The following is a 20,057-nucleotide window of genomic DNA, read 5'->3' as shown; positions in this document are numbered from 1 at the left end:
CTAAATATTATGGATATAATTTTAAAAAATGTAAAGAAAAAAGATTTTCCAGTGTTAAAATCGTTGGCGAAATCACTTAGATTTGAAATTGTAAAAGAAGAAAATCCATATAACCCTGAGTTTGTAAAAGAAATTTTGGAAGCAGAACAAAGTATTAAAAACGGGAAAGGGATAAAAATGACGATGAAAGAAATACGTGCTTTATGCAAATAGTATTTACGACTAAAGCGAAAAAGGATTTAGATTTTTGGATTAAATCTGGAAATAAAAATATTTTAAATAAAATTACAGATTTAATAGAAGATGCTTTTGAAGGAATTGGAAAACCTGAACAATTAAAATACTAGCTTTCTGGAAAATGGTCAAGAAGAATAAATCAAGAACATCGTATTATATATAAAGTTACCGAAAAAATACAATTGAAATATTAGACATTTTATCACTAAAAGGTCATTACGAATAAACAAAGACAACATGTTAAGTATAAAAAATTTACACGCCTCGATAGGTGACAAAGAAATATTAAAAGGAATCAACCTTGAAGTAAAAGCGGGAGAAATTCACGCAATAATGGGACCAAATGGTGCTGGAAAAAGTACGTTAGCCTCCATTATTGCAGGAAACGAAAACTACGAAGTAACTGAAGGCGAAATCACTTTAGACGGAGAAGACCTTTCGGAATTGGCACCAGAAGAAAGAGCGCACAAAGGCGTTTTTCTTTCGTTCCAATATCCAGTGGAAATTCCAGGAGTTTCAGTTACCAACTTCATGAGAACAGCAATCAACGAAACCCGTAAAGCTAAAGGATTAGAAGAAATGCCTTCTAATGAAATGCTAAAAGTGATTCGGGAGAAATCAGAATTATTAGAAATTGACCGTAAATTTTTGTCTCGCTCTTTAAACGAAGGTTTTTCTGGTGGTGAGAAAAAAAGGAATGAAATTTTCCAAATGGCAATGCTAGAACCAAAATTGGCTATTCTTGATGAAACTGATTCTGGACTTGATATTGATGCCTTGCGTATTGTTGCAAATGGGGTAAACAAACTAAAAAGCGACAAAAATGCAATTGTAGTGATCACACACTACCAAAGATTGTTAGACTATATCGTTCCTGATTTTGTTCACGTATTGTACAATGGAAAAATTGTAAAATCTGGCGGAAAAGAACTGGCACACGAACTGGAAGAAAAAGGATACGACTGGATTAAACAAGAACAAGAAGCTTAAAATTAAAATAGTCTAAAGTCGAAGGTCATAAAGTCAAAAGAAAAAAGTAATGGGAAAATTTAATTCTTTCGAAGAAATTAATTCTTAGCAAAAAGCAAGAGTTTTTAACAAAAAAGTTTACCTAGTTCCCGAAAACACAAATTTCAAGAAAGACTTTGATTTCACTAGACAAATTAGGCGAGCATCAATTTCTATATCATCAAATATCGCTGAAGGCTTTGAGAGAAATACAGACAAAGAGTTTATTTACTTTTTATATGTTGCAAAAGCTTCCGCTGGAGAAGTTCGTTCTCAATTATATTTAGCATTTGATTTAGATTATATTACTAAAGAAGAATTTGAAAAACTTTTAGAATCAGTAACAGAAATATCAAAATTGTTAAGTGGTTTTATTAAATACCTAGAATCTAGTCGTAAAGTTTAAAAATCGAAAGTCGAAAGTCTAAAATAGTTGAATCAGCTATTTTATGCTTATACCGACTTTAAGACATTTGACTTTCGACTTTAAGACTTAAATAAAAATGGAATTAAAAGAAAAATTACTATCGTCTTTTATGGCTTTCGAAGAACGCATTGATGTACACTCTGAACTTCATGACGTGAGAACTGCTGCCATAAAAAACTTCGAAAATAAAGGTTTCCCAACAAAAAAAGAGGAGTCTTGGAAATACACATCGCTAAACGCCATCCTGAAAAATGACTTTACCGTTTTTTCAAAACAGGAAAATGCAGTTGAATTCAACCATGTAAAAAAATATTTCTTACACGAAATAGACACCTACAAAGTAGTATTTATCGACGGTGTTTTCAGTTCTAATTTATCGTCAACCACACACGAAGGAATTGATGTTTGCTTAATGTCATCGGCATTGACCAAGCCAAAATATAAAATGGTTATTGATACTTATTTTAACCAAATTGCCAGCAAGGATGAAAGTCTAACATCATTGAATACGGCTTTCGCCAATGAAGGAGCGTACATTAACATCCCAAAAAGCAAAGTAGCAGATAAACCTGTTGAAATAATGTATTTCTCAACAGGGAATGAAGCAGCACTAATGGTTCAACCTAGAAATTTGATTATTGTAGGAGAGAATTCCCATGTACAAATTATTGAACGGCATCAAAGCTTAACCGAAAATCCCGTGTTAACGAATTCTGTGACTGAGATTTTTGCTCAGAAACGCGCCATCGTTGATTATTATAAAATTCAAAACGATACGCTTGAAGCCAATCTCATTGACAATACCTACGTTTCTCAAAAACAAGAAAGCAGTGTATCCGTTAATACGTTTTGTTTTGGCGGAAACCTCACCAGAAACAACTTGAACTTTTATCATTTTGGAGAAAGAATCGTAAGTTATCTTAACGGAATAACAATAATTGGGGAGAAACAACATGTGGATCATTATACTTTGGTGCAACATTCAACCCCAAATTGCGAAAGTCATCAGGATTATAAAGGAATCTATTCCGATCGCTCGACGGGCGTTTTTAACGGAAAGATTTTTGTAGAAAGAGAAGCACAAAAAACCAATGCCTTTCAAAAAAGCAATAATATACTCTTGAGTGATAAAGCAACAATCAACGCCAAACCCCAATTAGAAATTTTTGCTGATGATGTCAAATGTTCGCACGGATGCACCATTGGACAATTAGACGAAACCGCAATGTTCTACATGCAACAGCGCGGAATTCCTAAAAAAGAAGCTAAAGCCTTATTGATGTTTGCTTTTTCTAATAAAGTTATTGAAAGTGTTAAAATCCCTGAACTTAAACAGCGAATTGCCAAAATCATCGCAACCAAGTTAGGCGTTAAAATGGGATTTGATTTGTAAACTACCTCTTTATGGTTTTCTAATAAATACGCAAAGGGCGCATAGTTTAGCAAAACTTTGCGCCCTTTATAGTTTTTTTGTCTGTTGTGCTTAATTTTTTTTAAAACTCTCCATAATCTCACTCAACACTCCATTAAAATCAAAATCAGGATTTTCCTTCAAACCCATTCGTACAATCACTAAATCCAGTGATGGAATAATCGCTACCATCTGACCTTGAAAACCGCTGCAGTAATACATATCTCTGGGAACATCAGGGAAGTGTCCGCCGGCATTGAGCCAAAAGTGTCCACCATATCTTCCCTTGGAAGTGTTTGTAGGAGTTGCGGTGTATTTTGCCCAACTTTCGTTGAAAATTTGTTCACCATTCCACTTGCCTTTATGCAAATACAACAACCCGAATTTAGACCAATCACGTGTGGTAGCCCAACCGTAAGATGAACCCACATAATTTCCTGCCATATCCGTTTCGATTACCATCGAGTACATTCCTATTTTATCTATCAAGGCACTGTACCAGAAATCTAAATATTCCTGATGCGTTTTGAACTGCTTCCGTAAAATTCCCGAAAGCAAATTCGTGGTCCCCGAAGAATAATTCCATTGCGTATTCGCACGGAATACAATTGGTTTTTCCTTTTGCGAAAGAGTCATGTCTTCGGCTTGGAAAAGCATTTTGGTGGCATCAGAAATTTTATCGTATTGCTCCTCCCATTCTAAACCGGAATTCATGTGCAATAAATCATTGGTAGTAATACCTTTTCGATGATCATTTTTCCATTCTGGGATTGGAGCAGGTTTGTAAATATCGTATTTGCCTTGTTTTTCCAAAATTCCAAACATGGCGCTGGTAATACTTTTTGTCATCGACCAACCCAATATTTTACTGTTTTTATCAAAACCGGTATCGTATTTTTCGGCAATAATTTTATCTTTATAAATCACTAAAAGAGAGCGGGTTCTTTTTTTGATTGCCTCTTTTTCATCAAAAGCACTGGCAACAGCTGCATTCAATTTAGTGTAATCAACATCTGAAAAAACAGTGTCTTTTGGCTCGTTATTCCCGTATGGAAAAGGCAAATTGATATTCAATCTCATTCTTTTAGGAACCAAATACGGCTTTGAAACATCAAAATCATCGTTGATTAAAGTGGCCCCCAAGCCTTCACGATAAATCGCTTTTCGTTCTTTCAAACCATAAACCGAAGCAATCGCGAATTTTCCGGTAGCATCAATTTTGTTTTTGGCTAAGTCAATCATATCGATGTCATTGTCGCCTTTTTCTATCATTTTCTGCGAACGATTATCAATAAAATGCCCCGAGGCTATACTTTTGGCTGAAAAGCCAGAAATTAAATCCAATTTTGGATAAGACGTGAAACCAACATAAAAGATTCCGATAAAAGAGGCAAAACCAACGTACTTGAATACTTTTTTCATAGAGGCTTAATTTGAAGCAATTTAATAAAAAAGAAGCACATTATTGAAACAGTATCGGATTGAGAAAATGAGGTATTATTAACAAGTGTTTGCTATAAATTAATTCCAATTTCACTACTTTTGTATGTAGAAAAATTCTAAATAAGAAAAGACCAATACTAAATTGGATTGTCTAAAAAATTGTTGGCTATTGGCGTTCTATCTTACCAATAAAAACAATTAAAACAAGCAGATAAAATGTTAGATGTAAATAAAATTAGAGCCGACTTCCCTATTCTTTCTCAGAAAGTAAACGGGAAAGCATTGGTTTATTTTGACAACGGAGCCACTTCGCAAAAGCCACAAGTTGTAATTGATGCGATCTCTAAATACTACCAGGAAATCAATGCTAATATTCATCGTGGTGTTCATACGTTGAGCCAACTGGCCACCGATGCGTATGAGATTTCACGCGGTAAATTACAAAATCACATCAATGCAAAATTTCCCCATGAAGTGCTTTTTACTTCGGGGACTACTCATGGAATTAATTTAGTGGCCAATGGATTTGCTTCGATTTTGAAACCCGGTGATGAAATTTTAGTTTCGGCAATGGAACACCACAGCAATATTGTGCCTTGGCAAATGTTGTGTGAGAAAACCGGAGCAATTTTGCGGGTCATTCCAATGAATCTGGATGGCGAACTGATCATGTCCGAATATGACAAATTACTTTCGGACAAAACGAAGATTGTAACAGTAAATCATATTTCGAATGCTCTTGGAACTGTCAATCCTATCAAATACATGATTGACAAAGCACATGAGGCAGGAGCCGCAATTTTGATTGATGGCGCACAAGCTGTTCCACACCTGAAACCAGATGTACAAGAATTAAATTGTGATTTTTATGTTTTTTCAGGACATAAAATATGTGGTCCAACAGGCGTCGGAATTTTATACGGAAAAGAAGCGTGGTTGAATAAATTACCCCCATATCAAGGCGGAGGCGAAATGATCAAAGAAGTAACTTTCGAAAAAACTACTTATGCGGAATTGCCCCATAAATTTGAGGCCGGAACACCAAATATTGCTGGAGGAATTGTTCTGGGAACTGCGGTTGATTATATGAACGAAGTGGGTTTTGACAACATTCAACAACAGGAATTAGAATTATTGGAATATGGAACCAAACGGTTATTGGAAATTGAAGGGTTGAAAATTTTTGGCACCGCAACAGCAAAGACTTCCGTAATATCCTTTAATATTGAAGGCATTCATCCGTACGATATTGGCACCATAATTGACAAGTTAGGAATAGCCGTGCGAACAGGCCATCATTGTGCGCAACCCATCATGGATTTCTTTAATATTCCCGGTACGATACGAGCATCATTTGCTTTTTATAATACCACGAAAGAAATTGATGTTATGGTTGAAGCTATTAAAAAAGCAAAAGTCATGCTGTCCTAAAATTTAAAATTATCTTCACATGAAATCGCCATGACAGAAGCTGTATCAAACACCAATGAAGATCTGGCGATACCATATTCCTATAAAAAACAAATATTATCTTCATATGAAAATACTATCTATTATATTCCTGACTATTTTTATGGGCAACGGTTGCAATAGTGCCAAAGCGCAAGATATGGAAACTACTGTTATTGAATACACGGCCAACACCAGAGGTTTTTATCAAAAAATAACGGTGAAAAATCAGATGCTGACGGTTTCAAAAGACAGAGACGGAAATGACAAACCAATACCCAAAAAAGTATCGGATGCCGACTGGAAAGAATTAGTAGATTGTTTTAAAACAGTGAAATTGGATAGTTTGTCTAAGTTAAAAGCACCAACCGAGAAACGTTTTAGTGATAGTGCAGCTATTGCCAATTTGAAAATTACTATCAAAGACAAAGTGTATGAAACAGATAGTTTTGATCATGGTTTTCCGCCAAAAGAAATTAAGAAATTCGTAAATACAATAACAGCATTAGCTAAAAAATAAAACTGAAATAAATTCAGCAGAGTATGAAAATTAAAGAAATACAAGATGAAATTGTTGATGAGTTCTCCATGTTTGACGACTGGATGGAGCGTTATGAATACATCATTGAATTAGGAAAAAAACTCCCTTTAATCAAAGAAGAATTCAAGACAGAGAACAATATAATCAAAGGGTGTCAGTCAAAAGTATGGCTTCAAGGAGAACGAACGGAAGATATCATTATCTTTACTGCAGATAGCGACGCCATTTTGACTAAAGGAATTATTGCGATATTGATACGTACTTTTTCCAATCAAAAAGCATCGGATATCCTGGAAGCTGATATGGGTTTTATTGACGAAATAGGATTGAAAGAGCACTTATCGCCCACTCGCGCCAACGGATTGGTATCGATGATAAAAAATATAAAAATGTATGCTTTGGCGTTCAATGCACAGAATTGATTTCAAACATATAAGTCATATCAGTTTTTTTAATTCAAATTAACAAACACTAACTTTACCAACGTAAGCTGATGGCTGTAAACATAACGAGGAGTTATCTCAAAGATTTAGTGTATCAGGTTAATGGAGCAGCGATTGAAGTTCATAAAAGTATAGGTCCGGGTTTATTGGAATGTGTTTATCATCAATGCCTAAAAAAAGAATTAGAATTACGGAAAATAAATTATTCTTCTGAATTACTGGTCCCTTTAAAATATAAAGGATATGAGTTAGAATCTAAATTACGATGTGATTTATTTATTGAAAATGCTCTTGTTGTTGAATTAAAATCGGTAAGTGAAATAAACCTAATTTATGAAGCACAATTACTTACTTACATGAATTTATTAAATGCACCAATTGGTTTGTTGATTAACTTTAACGTGAAAAATATTTTCTACGAAGGTCAAAAAACAATGGTGAATGAATTATATAGGCGGCTTGGAGACTAAAAAAAATTAAACATATAAGTCATATAAGCAAATTTAGATGAATGTTTTACTTTGAACAAAGAAACTTACATGACTTATATGTTTTAAAAATATTAAAAACTAAAATAAAAACGTACACATACTTATATCTTCTTTAAAAAGAGAAACTTATATGACTTATGTGTTTAAAAAATAGACAAAATTATGACACAAGAAATAGACACCACTGAATTAGGAGAATCGATCGTAAAAATATTAAAGACTATTTACGATCCGGAGATTCCTGTAGACATTTACGAATTAGGATTAATATATGACGTGATGGTCAATACGGATTATGAAGTAAAAATCCTGATGACCCTTACTTCACCCAACTGCCCCGTTGCAGAAAGCTTACCAAGAGAAGTGGAAGAAAAAGTGAAATCGATAGAACATGTAAAAGACGCTGAAGTAGAAATTACTTTTGATCCGCCTTGGAGCAAAGATTTAATGAGCGAAGAAGCTAAATTAGAATTGGGAATGCTTTAAATTAGTCCTAATGTCTAAAGTCATAAAGTCAATAAGTATTTGACCTTATGACTTTAGACATTCGACTTTAAGACTTTAAGACTTTTAAAAATGGAAATAATAAATAAAGTTGCGAATAGTGTTTTGGAAGTTTTCGATCTTGAAGACTATTATCCAAAAGGGATTCGTACGCAAATCGATATTTCAAAATGGCTTTTAGAAGGATTTTTATTGAAAGAAAAAGACTTTCGAGAGGAACTGAAAAATCACGATTGGTCACAATACCAAAATCACTATGTGGCAATTCACTGCAGCACTGATGCTATTGTTCCTGCCTGGGCTTCGATTTTGGTTGCCATTCAAGTAGCGCCATTTGCAAAGAAAATTATCAATGGAACTTTGGAAGATTTAGACGCTTCACTCTATGAAGAGTTATTGTCTAAAATTGATTATTCGGTTTATGAAAATAAGCCTGTTATTATAAAAGGATGCTCCAGAAAACCGGTTCCGATGCGGGCTTATGTTTTAGCAGCGCATTACCTACAACCTTTTGCACGAAGTATCATGTATGGTGAAGCCTGCTCTGCCGTTCCATTATACAAAGCGCCTAAAAAAGAATAGTATAATACCTTTAGAAATAGGAACACCGTGTATTTAAAAAATAAAGACATGAACAAAACAGTCTTTTCTGTGGAATTATTTTTTTCCCTGATAGCTGTCACTATACAAGAAACAGCGACAGACCCTGCAAGATTTGGGAGCAAAAAAGGAAACATCGCACTTCTTTTTAATCAATCCGCATATAACAAACAATAGCAGAGTGGCGGAACTTCGAATTTTGCGGTGAGTTTTGGATTGAATTACGATTTCAATTACAAAAAAGAGCTGTTATTTGGGATAATAAATTCATTTTAGCCTACGGTTTAAGCAAAATAAGAGGGGATGAAAAAACTGCAAAGACGGATGATCGTTTAGAACTGAATTCCCTTTGGGGTAAGAAAGCTAAAGGACAATGGTACTATTCGATGTTTTTCAATTTTAAATCTCAGATGGACACCGGATTGGACAATGAAGAAGTGAAACTTTCACATTTTTTCTCTCCTGGCTATTTTCAATTTGGACCCGGGATGTTGTGGAAAAAAAGCAATAATTTGAGTGTCAGTTTTTCTCCTGCTACTGGAAAACTGATTTTGGTTCACAGACATTTTACTGAATTTGGCCCCTCGTTTGGGGTTTTACAAGGTGATTCGTCCCGATTTGATTTTGGAGCGAGTATTCAGGGTTATTACAAATTTAATGTAATGACTAATGTATCTATTGAAAACAGAGTGAATTTATATGCCAATTATTTAGAAAATCCACAAAACGTTGATGTCGATTACCAGATGAATATTGTTATGAAAATCAATAAATACTTGTCGGCTAATGTCGCTTTACAAGCAATATATGATGACAATTCTATTCAAGCCGTTCAAATGAGAGAGGTATTTGGTTTAGGGGTCAACTACGGTTTCTAAAAAAATAATTTTTTTATAAAAAGACCTTTAGAAATTTCTAAAGGTCTTATTTTTTTTATTATGGAATCAATCGTTCCGTGCGAAGCTGTGCAAACAAATCGTAAAAGGAATCCTCGGTACTCTGAAAAACAGGAAAACCGAGTTTACGACTTTTAGACATATCTGTCATCACTTCTATCGGACGTCCCAAGTCAAGATCCGTATGCCAAGGAGAGGCTAATTTGTCTACATCCGATTCTTCAAGAGCATGTTGGTCCGCCATTTTTTTCCAAACCGGTACTTCATGTAGCATTTGTACTTCAAGAGGATGAATCGCACCATCATACCCTATTGCTTCAATCCCAAATGATTCTGCTATTTTTCTCCAAAGCCATTTCCAGCGAAAAAAATCTCCATTAACCACGTTGAATGCTTCATTATGAGCTGCTGCTGTAGTCGAAGCCCAAATCAAATGTTCCGCCAGAACTCTGACATCCGTAACATCCGAAAGGCCATTCCATTGTGCTGCTGAACCCGGCCACTGAAACGGCTTTCCTGTTTCTTTACAAATACTGGCGAATACAGCGAGCGTCGTACCCAAATTCATTAAGTTTCCTACCGCTTTTCCTATAACTGTATGCGGTCGGTGGATGCTCCATGTAAAACCATCTCGCGCTGCAGCAGCATAAACCTCATCTTCTTGCGCATAATAAAAATTCTCTAAATCAAGACGGGGCTGCTCTTCCCTAAGTGGTGTTTCCGGCAGAAATCCCTCTTTGGCGTAAGCCTCAAATGGCCCAAGATAATGTTTCAATCCCGTAACAAGCGCTACGTGTTGCACTGATTTTTTTGAAGACAATGCCTCAAGAAGGTTCCTGATCATCAAACTATTTACCCGAATATTTTCGGCTTCAGAATCCTGGCGCATCCAAGTTGTAATGTAAATATGTGTGGGAGAAATGTCCTTTAATGCTATTTTTAAATTTTCGATATCCAAAAGATCTGCAGCAACCGGCTGCAGGTTTGCTATATCTTTTCGTGGGTTTCTGGCTAAACCAAAAGTAGTCCACCCTTTAGCTATAAGTTTTTCTGCGAGAGTACTTCCCGTTATTCCGGTTGCTCCAACAACTAGTGCTCTATTTTCCATGTTTATATATTAAAAATTATACGTACAAAGTTCTAAAATATTCCATGGATTATAAAGGACATACGTCACAGATAATTTGTGACCTACATCACGTTAATGCGACAAGCGACTCAACGTTTCTCTTGAAATTCCCAGATAAGAGGCAATTAAAGTTTTAGGGATGCGGTGAATCAAGTCCGGATATAATTGGATAAATTGCATGTATCGTTCCTCTGAATTCTTGCTCATCAACGATAAAATTCGGTTTTGAAGCGCAATATTACCAGCCGTCATTTTTTGCAAAAAGAAAAATTCCATTTTCTGTAATTCGGCACACAATTTTTCTCTGTTTTCAAGAGTGATCTAATAAGTTTGTGTATCTTCTAAACAGTCAATATTAAGTGTAGCATTTTGTTCCGTATAAAAACCCTGATTGTCCGTGATCCACCAGTCTTTCATAGCGAATTGCAGGATATGATTCTTCCCCGATTTATCGATATAAAAAGATTTTAAGAGCCCTTTTATAACAAAATGAACATACGGAACAGGATTTCCCTGCTGAACAATGTATTGATGTTTTTTATAATTACCAACCAAAAAGTGAGACAGTACCAATTGAAATTCATCATCCGTTAATGGTACAATCTTCTCGATTTGATGTCTTAAAATATCTTTCATGGTTCCTTTTATTAATGCCCGGATAAAAATACGATTAAAAAAGAACGATTAGGATCTATTGCCAATTTTGAATACAAAAATTAAAACCCTTAAGGCAAATACTAAGAAAAATAACACCTCGAGTTTAGTCTCAATCTGGCTTCTCAATTCTGTTTTTGAAATATAAAGAAATGCTTTATCTCCAAATGATCTCGACTCTTTAATTTAATAAAGAGGTAAATCTTGTGCATTAAGATGAATCCATTTTTTATCACTGTTGAGTTTAAAGGTGCCAATATGTTCCTTGTTCCATTCATTAGGTCCTATCAATGAAAGGAAATTTATACCATCAGCATTTCTGTACAAATGATAGACTTCACCAATAACGGGTTCAAATGAAAATTTAGCGCTGTACACTAATTCATTCCATTCGTATTCTTGCATCAATTTTTCATATTGAATCTTGAGCTCGTTAAATTTATTGCCAAGCTCTTTATTCACATTATCAATCCCTCTACTTTTCCAGGAAACCACATCATCAACACGGATTACTGGCGCTCCTACACTTGTAGCATAAGGCAAAAGATTAGCATTAAATCCTTTTTCAACTGAATATACGACATTGTCTGGTTTTTTACTTTCCATGTGATTTTATTTTAATTTTGGGCACAGCTTTACTTGTTTTAAAAATGCACCTTACCATTCGATTTTTAAAATTAGCTCTGATTATAAATATCTTGGCCTGCGCCAACACGAATACAAACGTCTAAAAATTTATACGACAGTTATTTTGTTTGTAAATTTGGTGACAAAGTTAAACAAAAATATGTAAAATAATCTACAACTATTCAATAGAAAAAGAGATGTTTCACAGAAACCAAAACGAGTTGAATAATAAACGGTATAAATTAAATTTTTACATTTCATAAAAGTACCAATGGCAAATCAAATAACAATGTGCTATTGCGAATATGAATAAATCTATTGTTGTATTTTTAACGATTCAGTCTTAGATGAACTACTTCCACTACAAGTCAAGCGTCATCTTTCACTTGAAGAGACATAAAAGCGCTATTAGAAGTTAATATTTTGTTAAATACTTATTATTGTTTACCATTTTTGTAAATTTAATAAACAAAAAAATACAGTCATGAAAAAATTAATTGGTTTATTTACAGCATTATTTCTTTTCGTAAGTTCATCATCATGTAATGATGATCAAGAGATTCCAGGACAAAGCATTACGACTTTCTCAGCTGATATGTTAATGGGATCAAACGAGGTTCCAGCAAACAACTCTACTGCAATGGGTAACGCAACACTTAAATTTAACAATACCACAAAAGTATTTACAATCACGGTAACACACAACCTGTCATCTATTACTGCTGGACACATCCATAAAGGAGCTTCGGGAACAAATGGAAGCGTGGTTTTTCCGTTCACTACTCTTGCGTCTTCAATTAGTTATACGAGTGTTGCTCTAACTGCAGAACAAGAGGCAGATCTTATGGCTAATCTTTATTATGTAAATCTGCACTCTTCTACATTTACTGCAGGTGAAATAAGAGGCCAATTGATCAAGGGAACTACAACAACTCCGAGCACTGGGGGAGGTTACTAAGCACTTATTAGTTCAAATAAATTTAAAGGTCTTACTTCTTACTAAAGAACGTAAAACCTTTTTTGTTGGTGGTATCATACCAATAATTTAAATGTACAATATCTTAACCTTCTAACGCGCAATTGTTATTTCAAAACATTTACTTGATGGCTATAAAATTGATTGTATATATTTAATCATTTGAACCTATTATTCTTTTAGCTTCGGTTTACGTATCATTGCTATATGATTTGCATTTTTAATCATATGCCTGTGAAAAAAATTAAATTAGTTTCACTTTCAATTATATCCTTTGTTTCTTTCAGTTGTAATGCGCAGGTAAAATCTGAAGATATTCCTATTAAAGACAAGGTAAAAAACTAAATGCTTGAAACCGTAGCTGTAGATATTGCGATACCCTGAGGAATGATTTGGTTGCCAGACGGCAGCATGTTAGTTACCAAAAAAAGCGGCGTTTTCTACCATGTCCAAAACGGAACAAAAACAGAAATCAAAAATGTTCCTAAAGTATATGTCCGCGGACAAGGCGGATTATTAGACATTGCTTTACACCCTGATTTTGCTAAAAATGGCGGGATTTATATGATCTTCGCTTCCGATGAAGAGGAAGGCACCGGCGGACACACAAAACTCATTCGTGCCAAATTATTAAACAGAGGTCTGACTCAAATTGAATCACTTTACAAATACCATTAAACATGACAACCGTTGAAAAACAATTAGAAGAAATTCCTCATGACATGATTCCGTATACAAATGCTTCTAGTAATGTGTATGATTTAGGTTGTGGATTAAACTGGAAGGAGTAAACAAGGACGGCAGAAGTACAAAATACCGCGTTAAGAAGTGATTCTTTCCTAGAAGATTAAATTTAACCCCCTGATTTTTAGGTGATTTTTTTATCTTTTTCCAAATTTTGAGGTGACTTATAGCTACAAAATCAGGACTGCAATCGCTTCCTTTTGTTAATTCTAAGCAAAATTAAAGACTTATTTGCCTTTTTAAATCCTTGTTTACTACCTTTAAGGAGATTTGTTTTTTAAAAAGATCAAAAATCATACTCATGAAAAAAATTAAATTAGTTTCACTTTCAATTATATCCTTTCTTTCTTTCAGTTGTAATGCACAGGTAAAATCTGAAGATATTCCTATTAAAGACGAGGTAAAAAACTATACGCTTGAAACCGTAGCTGCAGATATTGCGATACCTTGGGGAATGACCTGGTTGCCAGACGGCAACATGTTAGTTACCGAAAAAAGCGGTATTTTATACCATATCAAAAACGGAACAAAAACAGAAATCAAAAATGTTCCAAAAGTATACGCACGTGGACAAGGTGGGTTATTAGACATCGCTTTACACCCTGATTATGCTAAAAATGGTTGGATTTATATGACCTTCGCTTCCGATGAAGGGGAAGGTACCGGCGGTCACACAAAACTCATTCGAGCCAAATTATTGGACGGAGCGCTGACACAAATTGAATCACTTTACAAAGCCACTCCAAACACTACAAAAGGACAACATTTTGGTTCCCGAATTCTATTTGACAACGATGGCTATTTGTATTTCTCCATTGGAGAGCGTGGCGAGCATTTTGTAAATCCGCAAGACATTACGCGTGATGGCGGAAAAATATACCGATTAAATGATGATGGAAGCATTCCTAAAGACAATCCATTTGTAAGTCAAACCGGAGCCAAAGAAGCAATTTACACTTATGGAAATCGGAATCCGCAAGGAATGGCCAAAAACCCCGTAACAGGAGCCATTTGGGAACATGAACATGGTCCACAAGGTGGAGATGAAATCAATATCATAAAAAAAGGAATCAATTATGGATGGCCTGTGGTGACTTATGGTATCGATTATGACGGAACCACCATTAGTAAAGAAAACGAAAAACCAGGCATCCAAAAACCTATTTATTATTGGTTGCCGTCCATCGCTCCAAGCGGAATGGCTTTTGTCACCAGCGACAAATATCCAGACTGGAAAGGACATTTATTGGTGGGCTCTTTGAAATTCCAATATCTTGAATTGCTAAAGTTAAAAGGAAACGAAGTGATCGGCAGACAAAAAATTGCAACCGGAATTGGTCGCGTGCGTAATGTGGCACAAGGTCCGGATGGCTATATTTATATGGGCGTGGAAGGAAAAGGAATTATTAAAATTATACCAAATTAAACGATGTTGATAACGAAATTATTTTTAGGATTTGGAGTGTTTGTATTGGGAAGCTTCTCTTTTGCAAATCCATTTTCCGCAGACAACTATATTGACTTGAATACTGAAACCGCAGTTGCTGCAAAACTTCAGTCACCCGGAAAAGAAATTTATGCAGATTTTTGCATGCAATGCCATGGCGCAAATGGAAAAGGAGATGGTAAGAACTTCCCGCCTCTAGACGGTTCGGACTGGTTAAAAACTAAGAGAAATCAAAGTATCGCTGCCGTAAAATTTGGACAAAGTGGCGAAATTGTTGTCAATAAAATCAAGTACAATAGCAGCATGCCGGCCATGGGACTTACGGATCAGGAAGTGGCTGATGTGATGAATTACATTATGACTTCCTGGAGTAATAAACAAACCAAAATCGTTACCGAGAAAGAAGTCGCTGCCATTAAAAAATAAAATATCGACTTGATTCCTATCTAAAAAAGAAACGCTACCGAAAAACCACCGTAAAAATTGACGGGATTTCCTGGATAAAAATAACGTGGCGCGGCAGTGCCGAAACCAACTGCGTTTGGTAAAATATTAGCCGCATATTTAGTATCCAAAGCATTATTGACTCCAGCATTAAGCTCTGTTTTCAGAATTTTAAAAATCGTGAAAACATAGGTCGTTTTAATATCAAGCAACGAATACCGCTCACTGTATTTTGTATTGGAATCATTTAACGGAATTTTACTCATCGTTCGGAAAGAAGTGTTGACACCAAATCCATTTTTTGTGGTTAAATCTACTCCAAAATTAAATTGCTTTTCAGGAACGCCCGTCAATTGATTTCCCGAATAATCAGCATCACCATCCAAGAATTCTTTGAATTTAAAGGTATTCACCGCACCTGAAAAATAAGAAGTCATTTGAAATTGGGTAAGTTCGAAAAGTTTGTAATTAACCAAGAATTCTAATCCTGAATGTGAACTGCTTCCTGCATTAATCCCAACAAATTGATCATTGGCGGTGCGTCGTGCCACTAATAAATTTTCAATTTGTGTGCTATAAAACGTTACTTCGGTGTATATTTTATTTTCAAGCCAGTTTCCTTTGAAACCCAATTCATAATTCCACCCCACTTCTGGTTTCAAATCGGTGTTTATTTGCCCTTCTGGAGTCAGTGTTTCAGCAACTGATGGCACCGAAAATCCTTTACTCACCGATGTAAATATATTTTTTCCTTTGCTTACTTTATACGAGAAACCAATTCTTGGTGACCACACATTTCCAAAAGTAAAGGGCATTTTTTGAGCCCCAGAATTATTTTCGAAAATATCTTTTAACGAATATTTGGTTGTGTTAAATGCTACTCCGGTTTCCAGATGCAGTTTATCTGAAATCCAAAATTCCATTTGTAAAAAGTAGTTGCTGTAGTTCCGGTTTTGTTCGATGGAGCTGAATTCGTCGCCTTTTAAACTACCTTGACCAGGTTGCGATTTGTACAAATTTTTAAAAAGGGAATACGCGTATTTTTCCGTTAATAATTCGGTGCCAAAACTCAGTTCAAAGGGCAAAGAAAACAATTGGTCTTTGTAATTCACATTCGAACGAAGGCCTAGCGAACTTGTTTTTTCGTCCAAAATGTCAAAAGGTCTGGGTTCGTAAGCATCTTTAAAATTAGAAAAAATACTGGTTTGCAGCGACCATTTTTCAGAAAATTGATGGTCGTATCCTAAACCCAGCATGAATTTATCATACGACTCAAAACCTTGTGCGGCTGCCCATGTAGCGGCTGCTTTCTCTGGATTATTTTTTAAATCCGTCTCATTGATAGAACTTGGAATAAAAGCTTTCAATCGGGTGAATGTTCCCAAAAAGGAAAAACTACCCTTGGAATTAATTTTTTGTTTGGCATGCAGGTTAAATGATTTTCTGTCATAGGAACTATTTTCCCTGAATCCGTCACTTTGTAAATCCGTAAAACTCGCAAATACATTCGTTTTGGAATCGCTGTATCCTGCCGAGAGTCGGTTTTGTAGCAACCCAAAACTCCCAAAAGTAACTGTTGATTTTCCAAACGATTCCAATAATGGAGTTTCTCTTGAAAACAAGTGAATCACGCCACCCAAACCGGATCCAAAACTCGTAGAATTTGGTCCTTTTATGATTTCTATTTTTTCGATTGACGCTAAATCAATATCGTCAATAGTGGTTTCACCTTCACCGGAACTCAATGGTATGCCATCAAAATAGGCTTTTATTTTATTGGTTCCGTATTGAGATCTGGCGCCAATGCCACGAATCGTAATCCTGTTGGTGTTCAACGCACCTTGTTGCATGGTAACCCCGGGAATTTTGTTTAGCACAGGAGTCAGTATAATGCCATCACTTTTATTGATGTCGGCAGTAGTAATCACTGAAACGGAAGAGGCAGTGTTTTGAGGTGCATTTTTGATTGGCGAACCCTTCAAAGTGATTTCTGAAAGGGCTATGGTATCTTTTTTTATTTGTCCAAAAACAGTGAAAACACTGCATAAAAAAAGAAGAAAGGAAAGGCTATTTTTGAACAATTTTTGTTGTGTTAAAGGGAATGAAAACGTTTATAAAGTTAGCATTTTCTTTTTGTTCCAAAAAACCCTTTTAAATAAAATATGGATTAAATAAAAATGCTCCCCACAATTATAAGTTGCAACTTATATTCTGTTTCATATTGTTTTGAATTCCATTAAAGATTATTGTAAAATTACACAAAAGTCTAGTTTAAACGGAAATTATATAAAAAGCACCATTTTAAAAACACTAGTTTAACCAAAATGACCTTCTTAAAAAATCATATCTTTGTGATTACTTCGAGAATTAAATTATCTTTAAACTTGGACCTTCATTTTAAATAAAAAGTAGTAGCTACCGATGAAAAAATCAACAATTGCATATATCACACTTCCCGTATTATTGTTAAGTACGCTAGCCTGTAATCGGAATAAAGCCGCTGATAATGAAAGAGAAACAGAAAAACCGGCCACCGTAAAAGTAAATTCGATAGAAAAGAAAATATCCCTTACCATTGACACGCTTGATTTTAATACCAGAATGATTGCCTTAAGCAACAATGACACCACGGGCAGATGGCCTGTAAAAGCCCCTTATCCTTTACCGGGCGCACTCTTGCCCTACAATAGAATCATTGCTTATTACGGTAACTTATATTCCACCAGAATGGGAATATTAGGTGAAATTCCCCGAAAAGAAATGTTGGCAAAATTACAAGGTGAAGTGGCCAAGTGGCAAGCAGCGGATTCTACTGTCAAAGCAATTCCGGCTTTGCATTATATTGCCGTTACCGCTCAAGGCGCTCCGGGAAAAAATAATATGCACCGTATGCGTATGCCATTTAAGCAAATAGACACTATTATAAGTTGGGCAAAACCTATAAATGCACTCGTATTTCTAGACATTCAGGTGGGACACAGCACCGTTAAGGCAGAAGTGGCAGAACTGGAACAATACCTTTCCATGCCTAATGTACACCTTGGAATTGATCCGGAATTTTCTATGAAAAATGGAGAGCGCCCAGGTTCAAAAATCGGGCATTTTACTGCCGCTGATATTAACGATGCCATTGACATATTGGCAAATATTGTGCGCAAAAATAAACTGACTCCAAAAGTGCTTGTAATACACCGTTTTACTCAGGGCATGGTAAAAAACTATAAAGAAATCAAGACCGTTCCTGAAGTTCAAATCGTTATGGACATGGATGGTTTTGGAAGTAAAATTCTAAAAAAGTCCACGTATATGAGTTATATTTATAGAGAACCGGTACAATTCACTGGTTTTAAATTATTTTATAAAAATGACAATAAAAACGATTGGAAGATGTACAGCCCAGAGGAATTAGTAAAATTTACTCCAAAACCAATTTACATTCAGTACCAATAATTTACCAATTGATTTATGAAGAATATTCTTTATTCCCTTTCTGTTGGGTTTTTTTTAGTAGTTGGATGCCAATCAGAACCTCGTAAAATAATACCGAAAGTTCCGCTTATAACTGTTCCTGCAAAAATTATTGAACCAAAAAAAATAGCGGCTGATGCTGCGACTATTCTTTCAAAAAGAGAAGTACCCGTTTTATGTTATCATAATATCCGAGATTTTAGTGCCAGTGCGAGCGGAAACATGAAAGTGTACACCGTAAAACCTGATGCTTTTGCAGCACAAATGAAAGCCTTAGCCGATGCCGGATATAAAACCGTTTTGCCACAACAGCTCTACGACTATTTAGTATTTGATGGTCCCTTACCGGAAAAACCAATCATGATTACTTTTGATGATACCAGAGAAGAACAATTTAGCATTGGCGCAGCCGAAATGAAAAAACACGGTTTCAAAGGGGTGTTTTTTATTATGACAGTCTCAATTAATCGTCCCGGATATATGAGCAAAGAGCAAATTAAAAGCTTATCTGATGACGGACATGTGGTAGGCGCACATACTTGGGATCATCATATGGTTACAAAATATACGGGCGACGACTGGAATTTACAATTGGTAAAACCAAAAGCAAAACTGGAGGAAATCATAGGAAAACCGGTGACGGATTTTGCCTATCCGTTTGGATTATGGAATGCGCCAGCTATTCCTGAAATTAAGAAAAATGGTTATGAAATGGCTTATATTTTATCAACCAAAAGAGATCCTGCAGATCCATTGTATACTATCAGACGTATTATAGTTTCCGGAACCTGGTCTACTGAAGGAATGATGAAAGCTGTACATTCTTCTTTTAACAAAGCAGAATAACCCATTAAAAGGTTCTAAATTCGTTAATTTATTCAAAAATCAAACAGCTATCTATACTAACACTACAGCAATGGAGCGCAACCGTCAAAAAGGTTTCGTCAACAGACCTTTTATCCATTAATACTAAAGAATTCCTTAACTAAAAAAAGCACTATCAATTCGATTGAATTGATAGTGCTTTTTTTATCAGACAACTGTCCCGTCCTGAAATAGCGATACACAAAAAGTATCCTAATGGAAAAACATGAAGAAACACGCTATGTGAAGCGGAC

General features: G+C 35.4%; 23 protein-coding genes and 3 pseudogenes. 20 read left to right on the top strand and 6 right to left on the bottom strand.

What is annotated here, in order from left to right:
* Window positions 1-9: 9 nt before the first annotated feature.
* The 5 genes and pseudogenes from EKM02_RS12935 (at window position 10) to sufD (ending at window position 3,065) form a co-directional block, all read left to right on the top strand.
* Window positions 10-213 carry a DUF2683 family protein gene (locus EKM02_RS12935; protein WP_126455798.1) on the top strand — a complete coding sequence of 68 codons (204 nt, stop codon included), beginning with the start codon at window positions 10-12 and terminating at the stop codon, window positions 211-213.
* Window positions 204-431: pseudogene (locus tag EKM02_RS12930) on the top strand (Txe/YoeB family addiction module toxin). The gene EKM02_RS12935 and the pseudogene EKM02_RS12930 overlap by 10 nt, the downstream one beginning before the upstream one ends.
* A gap of 43 nt (window positions 432-474) precedes the next feature.
* On the top strand, window positions 475-1,227 hold the full coding sequence (gene sufC / locus EKM02_RS12925) for a Fe-S cluster assembly ATPase SufC (protein ID WP_126455797.1): 753 nt from the start codon (window positions 475-477) through the stop codon (window positions 1,225-1,227).
* A gap of 100 nt (window positions 1,228-1,327) precedes the next feature.
* Window positions 1,328-1,651: pseudogene (locus EKM02_RS12920) on the top strand (four helix bundle protein); the annotation flags it as partial.
* 97 nt (window positions 1,652-1,748) lie between these two features.
* A complete protein-coding gene (gene sufD, locus EKM02_RS12915) occupies window positions 1,749-3,065 on the top strand; it encodes a Fe-S cluster assembly protein SufD (RefSeq protein ID WP_126455796.1) in 1,317 nt (438 codons plus the stop codon).
* A gap of 90 nt (window positions 3,066-3,155) precedes the next feature.
* Here sufD and EKM02_RS12910 read toward each other — a convergent pair whose 3' ends face one another.
* A complete protein-coding gene (locus tag EKM02_RS12910) occupies window positions 3,156-4,505 on the bottom strand; it encodes a serine hydrolase domain-containing protein (protein ID WP_126455795.1) in 1,350 nt (449 codons plus the stop codon).
* 237 nt (window positions 4,506-4,742) lie between these two features.
* Between EKM02_RS12910 and EKM02_RS12905 the strand changes: the two genes are divergently transcribed.
* From EKM02_RS12905 to EKM02_RS15240, 9 genes and pseudogenes are all read left to right on the top strand, one after another.
* Window positions 4,743-5,957, top strand: coding sequence for an aminotransferase class V-fold PLP-dependent enzyme (locus tag EKM02_RS12905; protein WP_126455794.1), 1,215 nt, complete (start codon window positions 4,743-4,745; stop codon window positions 5,955-5,957).
* A gap of 106 nt (window positions 5,958-6,063) precedes the next feature.
* Window positions 6,064-6,495, top strand: coding sequence for a hypothetical protein (locus tag EKM02_RS12900; RefSeq protein WP_126455793.1), 432 nt, complete (start codon window positions 6,064-6,066; stop codon window positions 6,493-6,495).
* A 23-nt stretch (window positions 6,496-6,518) separates the two neighbouring features.
* Window positions 6,519-6,938: a SufE family protein gene (locus EKM02_RS12895; protein ID WP_126455791.1), complete on the top strand. Its 420-nt coding sequence runs from the start codon at window positions 6,519-6,521 to the stop codon at window positions 6,936-6,938.
* A 71-nt stretch (window positions 6,939-7,009) separates the two neighbouring features.
* A complete protein-coding gene (locus EKM02_RS12890) occupies window positions 7,010-7,429 on the top strand; it encodes a GxxExxY protein (RefSeq protein ID WP_126455789.1) in 420 nt (139 codons plus the stop codon).
* A 183-nt stretch (window positions 7,430-7,612) separates the two neighbouring features.
* Entirely contained in the window at window positions 7,613-7,936 is a 324-nt protein-coding gene (locus EKM02_RS12885) for an SUF system Fe-S cluster assembly protein (RefSeq protein WP_126455787.1), read from the top strand.
* A gap of 90 nt (window positions 7,937-8,026) precedes the next feature.
* Window positions 8,027-8,536 carry a DUF2480 family protein gene (locus EKM02_RS12880; protein ID WP_126455785.1) on the top strand — a complete coding sequence of 170 codons (510 nt, stop codon included), beginning with the start codon at window positions 8,027-8,029 and terminating at the stop codon, window positions 8,534-8,536.
* Window positions 8,537-8,584: 48 nt separating this feature from the next.
* On the top strand, window positions 8,585-8,731 hold the full coding sequence (locus EKM02_RS15250) for a hypothetical protein (protein ID WP_317124993.1): 147 nt from the start codon (window positions 8,585-8,587) through the stop codon (window positions 8,729-8,731).
* Window positions 8,728-8,916: pseudogene (locus tag EKM02_RS15245) on the top strand (DUF3078 domain-containing protein); the annotation flags it as partial. The gene EKM02_RS15250 and the pseudogene EKM02_RS15245, both read left to right, overlap by 4 nt.
* Before the next feature lie 48 nt (window positions 8,917-8,964).
* Window positions 8,965-9,432: a hypothetical protein gene (locus EKM02_RS15240; RefSeq protein ID WP_317124992.1), complete on the top strand. Its 468-nt coding sequence runs from the start codon at window positions 8,965-8,967 to the stop codon at window positions 9,430-9,432.
* Window positions 9,433-9,490: 58 nt separating this feature from the next.
* Here the strand turns inward: EKM02_RS15240 and EKM02_RS12870 are convergent, their stop codons facing one another.
* The 4 genes from EKM02_RS12870 to EKM02_RS12860 all read right to left on the bottom strand — a co-directional run bounded on the left by EKM02_RS12870 (window position 9,491) and on the right by EKM02_RS12860 (window position 11,839).
* Window positions 9,491-10,558, bottom strand: coding sequence for an SDR family oxidoreductase (locus EKM02_RS12870; protein ID WP_126455783.1), 1,068 nt, complete (start codon window positions 10,556-10,558; stop codon window positions 9,491-9,493).
* Between the two features lie 93 nt (window positions 10,559-10,651).
* On the bottom strand, window positions 10,652-10,855 hold the full coding sequence (locus tag EKM02_RS15235; protein WP_317124991.1) for a hypothetical protein: 204 nt from the start codon (window positions 10,853-10,855) through the stop codon (window positions 10,652-10,654).
* A 45-nt stretch (window positions 10,856-10,900) separates the two neighbouring features.
* Window positions 10,901-11,215 (bottom strand): Crp/Fnr family transcriptional regulator, encoded by a 315-nt coding sequence (locus EKM02_RS15230; protein WP_317124990.1) that lies wholly within the window; start codon window positions 11,213-11,215, stop codon window positions 10,901-10,903.
* A 204-nt stretch (window positions 11,216-11,419) separates the two neighbouring features.
* The gene (locus EKM02_RS12860) at window positions 11,420-11,839 is read right to left on the bottom strand and encodes a DUF2452 domain-containing protein (protein ID WP_126455781.1); all 420 of its coding nucleotides are present in this window, start codon (window positions 11,837-11,839) and stop codon (window positions 11,420-11,422) included.
* 505 nt (window positions 11,840-12,344) lie between these two features.
* Between EKM02_RS12860 and EKM02_RS12855 the strand changes: the two genes are divergently transcribed.
* The 4 genes from EKM02_RS12855 (at window position 12,345) to EKM02_RS12840 (ending at window position 15,453) form a co-directional block, all read left to right on the top strand.
* Window positions 12,345-12,818 carry a CHRD domain-containing protein gene (locus tag EKM02_RS12855; RefSeq protein ID WP_126455780.1) on the top strand — a complete coding sequence of 158 codons (474 nt, stop codon included), beginning with the start codon at window positions 12,345-12,347 and terminating at the stop codon, window positions 12,816-12,818.
* Between the two features lie 405 nt (window positions 12,819-13,223).
* Window positions 13,224-13,514, top strand: coding sequence for a PQQ-dependent sugar dehydrogenase (locus EKM02_RS12850; RefSeq protein ID WP_234423200.1), 291 nt, complete (start codon window positions 13,224-13,226; stop codon window positions 13,512-13,514).
* A 367-nt stretch (window positions 13,515-13,881) separates the two neighbouring features.
* Complete coding sequence (locus EKM02_RS12845) at window positions 13,882-15,006, top strand: PQQ-dependent sugar dehydrogenase (protein ID WP_126455777.1); 1,125 nt, start codon at window positions 13,882-13,884, stop codon at window positions 15,004-15,006.
* Window positions 15,007-15,009: 3 nt separating this feature from the next.
* Window positions 15,010-15,453, top strand: a complete 444-nt coding sequence (locus EKM02_RS12840; RefSeq protein ID WP_126455775.1) for a c-type cytochrome — start codon at window positions 15,010-15,012, stop codon at window positions 15,451-15,453.
* Between the two features lie 20 nt (window positions 15,454-15,473).
* On the opposite strand, the gene EKM02_RS12835 is transcribed toward EKM02_RS12840, so the two are convergent.
* Window positions 15,474-17,552 (bottom strand): TonB-dependent receptor family protein, encoded by a 2,079-nt coding sequence (locus EKM02_RS12835; RefSeq protein WP_126455773.1) that lies wholly within the window; start codon window positions 17,550-17,552, stop codon window positions 15,474-15,476.
* Between the two features lie 340 nt (window positions 17,553-17,892).
* On the opposite strand from EKM02_RS12835, the gene EKM02_RS12830 reads away from it, so the two are divergent.
* Both EKM02_RS12830 and EKM02_RS12825 read left to right on the top strand, forming a co-directional pair.
* On the top strand, window positions 17,893-18,921 hold the full coding sequence (locus tag EKM02_RS12830; protein WP_126455771.1) for a hypothetical protein: 1,029 nt from the start codon (window positions 17,893-17,895) through the stop codon (window positions 18,919-18,921).
* 15 nt (window positions 18,922-18,936) lie between these two features.
* Window positions 18,937-19,785, top strand: coding sequence for a polysaccharide deacetylase family protein (locus EKM02_RS12825; protein ID WP_126455769.1), 849 nt, complete (start codon window positions 18,937-18,939; stop codon window positions 19,783-19,785).
* Window positions 19,786-20,057 lie beyond the last annotated feature (272 nt).

This window comes from Flavobacterium sp. RSP49 (genome assembly GCF_003968735.1).
Lineage (GTDB): Bacteria > Bacteroidota > Bacteroidia > Flavobacteriales > Flavobacteriaceae > Flavobacterium.
This window is presented reverse-complemented; position numbering and strand designations above follow the sequence as displayed.

Coding starts and splice junctions, on each gene's coding strand:
- EKM02_RS12935 (WP_126455798.1), top strand. CDS start 10: ATGGATATAATTTTAAAAAATGTAAAGAAAAAAGATTTTCCAGTGTTA.
- sufC (WP_126455797.1), top strand. CDS start 475: ATGTTAAGTATAAAAAATTTACACGCCTCGATAGGTGACAAAGAAATA.
- sufD (WP_126455796.1), top strand. CDS start 1,749: ATGGAATTAAAAGAAAAATTACTATCGTCTTTTATGGCTTTCGAAGAA.
- EKM02_RS12910 (WP_126455795.1), bottom strand. CDS start 4,505: ATGAAAAAAGTATTCAAGTACGTTGGTTTTGCCTCTTTTATCGGAATC.
- EKM02_RS12905 (WP_126455794.1), top strand. CDS start 4,743: ATGTTAGATGTAAATAAAATTAGAGCCGACTTCCCTATTCTTTCTCAG.
- EKM02_RS12900 (WP_126455793.1), top strand. CDS start 6,064: ATGAAAATACTATCTATTATATTCCTGACTATTTTTATGGGCAACGGT.
- EKM02_RS12895 (WP_126455791.1), top strand. CDS start 6,519: ATGAAAATTAAAGAAATACAAGATGAAATTGTTGATGAGTTCTCCATG.
- EKM02_RS12890 (WP_126455789.1), top strand. CDS start 7,010: ATGGCTGTAAACATAACGAGGAGTTATCTCAAAGATTTAGTGTATCAG.
- EKM02_RS12885 (WP_126455787.1), top strand. CDS start 7,613: ATGACACAAGAAATAGACACCACTGAATTAGGAGAATCGATCGTAAAA.
- EKM02_RS12880 (WP_126455785.1), top strand. CDS start 8,027: ATGGAAATAATAAATAAAGTTGCGAATAGTGTTTTGGAAGTTTTCGAT.
- EKM02_RS15250 (WP_317124993.1), top strand. CDS start 8,585: ATGAACAAAACAGTCTTTTCTGTGGAATTATTTTTTTCCCTGATAGCT.
- EKM02_RS15240 (WP_317124992.1), top strand. CDS start 8,965: ATGGACACCGGATTGGACAATGAAGAAGTGAAACTTTCACATTTTTTC.
- EKM02_RS12870 (WP_126455783.1), bottom strand. CDS start 10,558: ATGGAAAATAGAGCACTAGTTGTTGGAGCAACCGGAATAACGGGAAGT.
- EKM02_RS15235 (WP_317124991.1), bottom strand. CDS start 10,855: ATGGAATTTTTCTTTTTGCAAAAAATGACGGCTGGTAATATTGCGCTT.
- EKM02_RS15230 (WP_317124990.1), bottom strand. CDS start 11,215: ATGAAAGATATTTTAAGACATCAAATCGAGAAGATTGTACCATTAACG.
- EKM02_RS12860 (WP_126455781.1), bottom strand. CDS start 11,839: ATGGAAAGTAAAAAACCAGACAATGTCGTATATTCAGTTGAAAAAGGA.
- EKM02_RS12855 (WP_126455780.1), top strand. CDS start 12,345: ATGAAAAAATTAATTGGTTTATTTACAGCATTATTTCTTTTCGTAAGT.
- EKM02_RS12850 (WP_234423200.1), top strand. CDS start 13,224: ATGATTTGGTTGCCAGACGGCAGCATGTTAGTTACCAAAAAAAGCGGC.
- EKM02_RS12845 (WP_126455777.1), top strand. CDS start 13,882: ATGAAAAAAATTAAATTAGTTTCACTTTCAATTATATCCTTTCTTTCT.
- EKM02_RS12840 (WP_126455775.1), top strand. CDS start 15,010: ATGTTGATAACGAAATTATTTTTAGGATTTGGAGTGTTTGTATTGGGA.
- EKM02_RS12830 (WP_126455771.1), top strand. CDS start 17,893: ATGAAAAAATCAACAATTGCATATATCACACTTCCCGTATTATTGTTA.
- EKM02_RS12825 (WP_126455769.1), top strand. CDS start 18,937: ATGAAGAATATTCTTTATTCCCTTTCTGTTGGGTTTTTTTTAGTAGTT.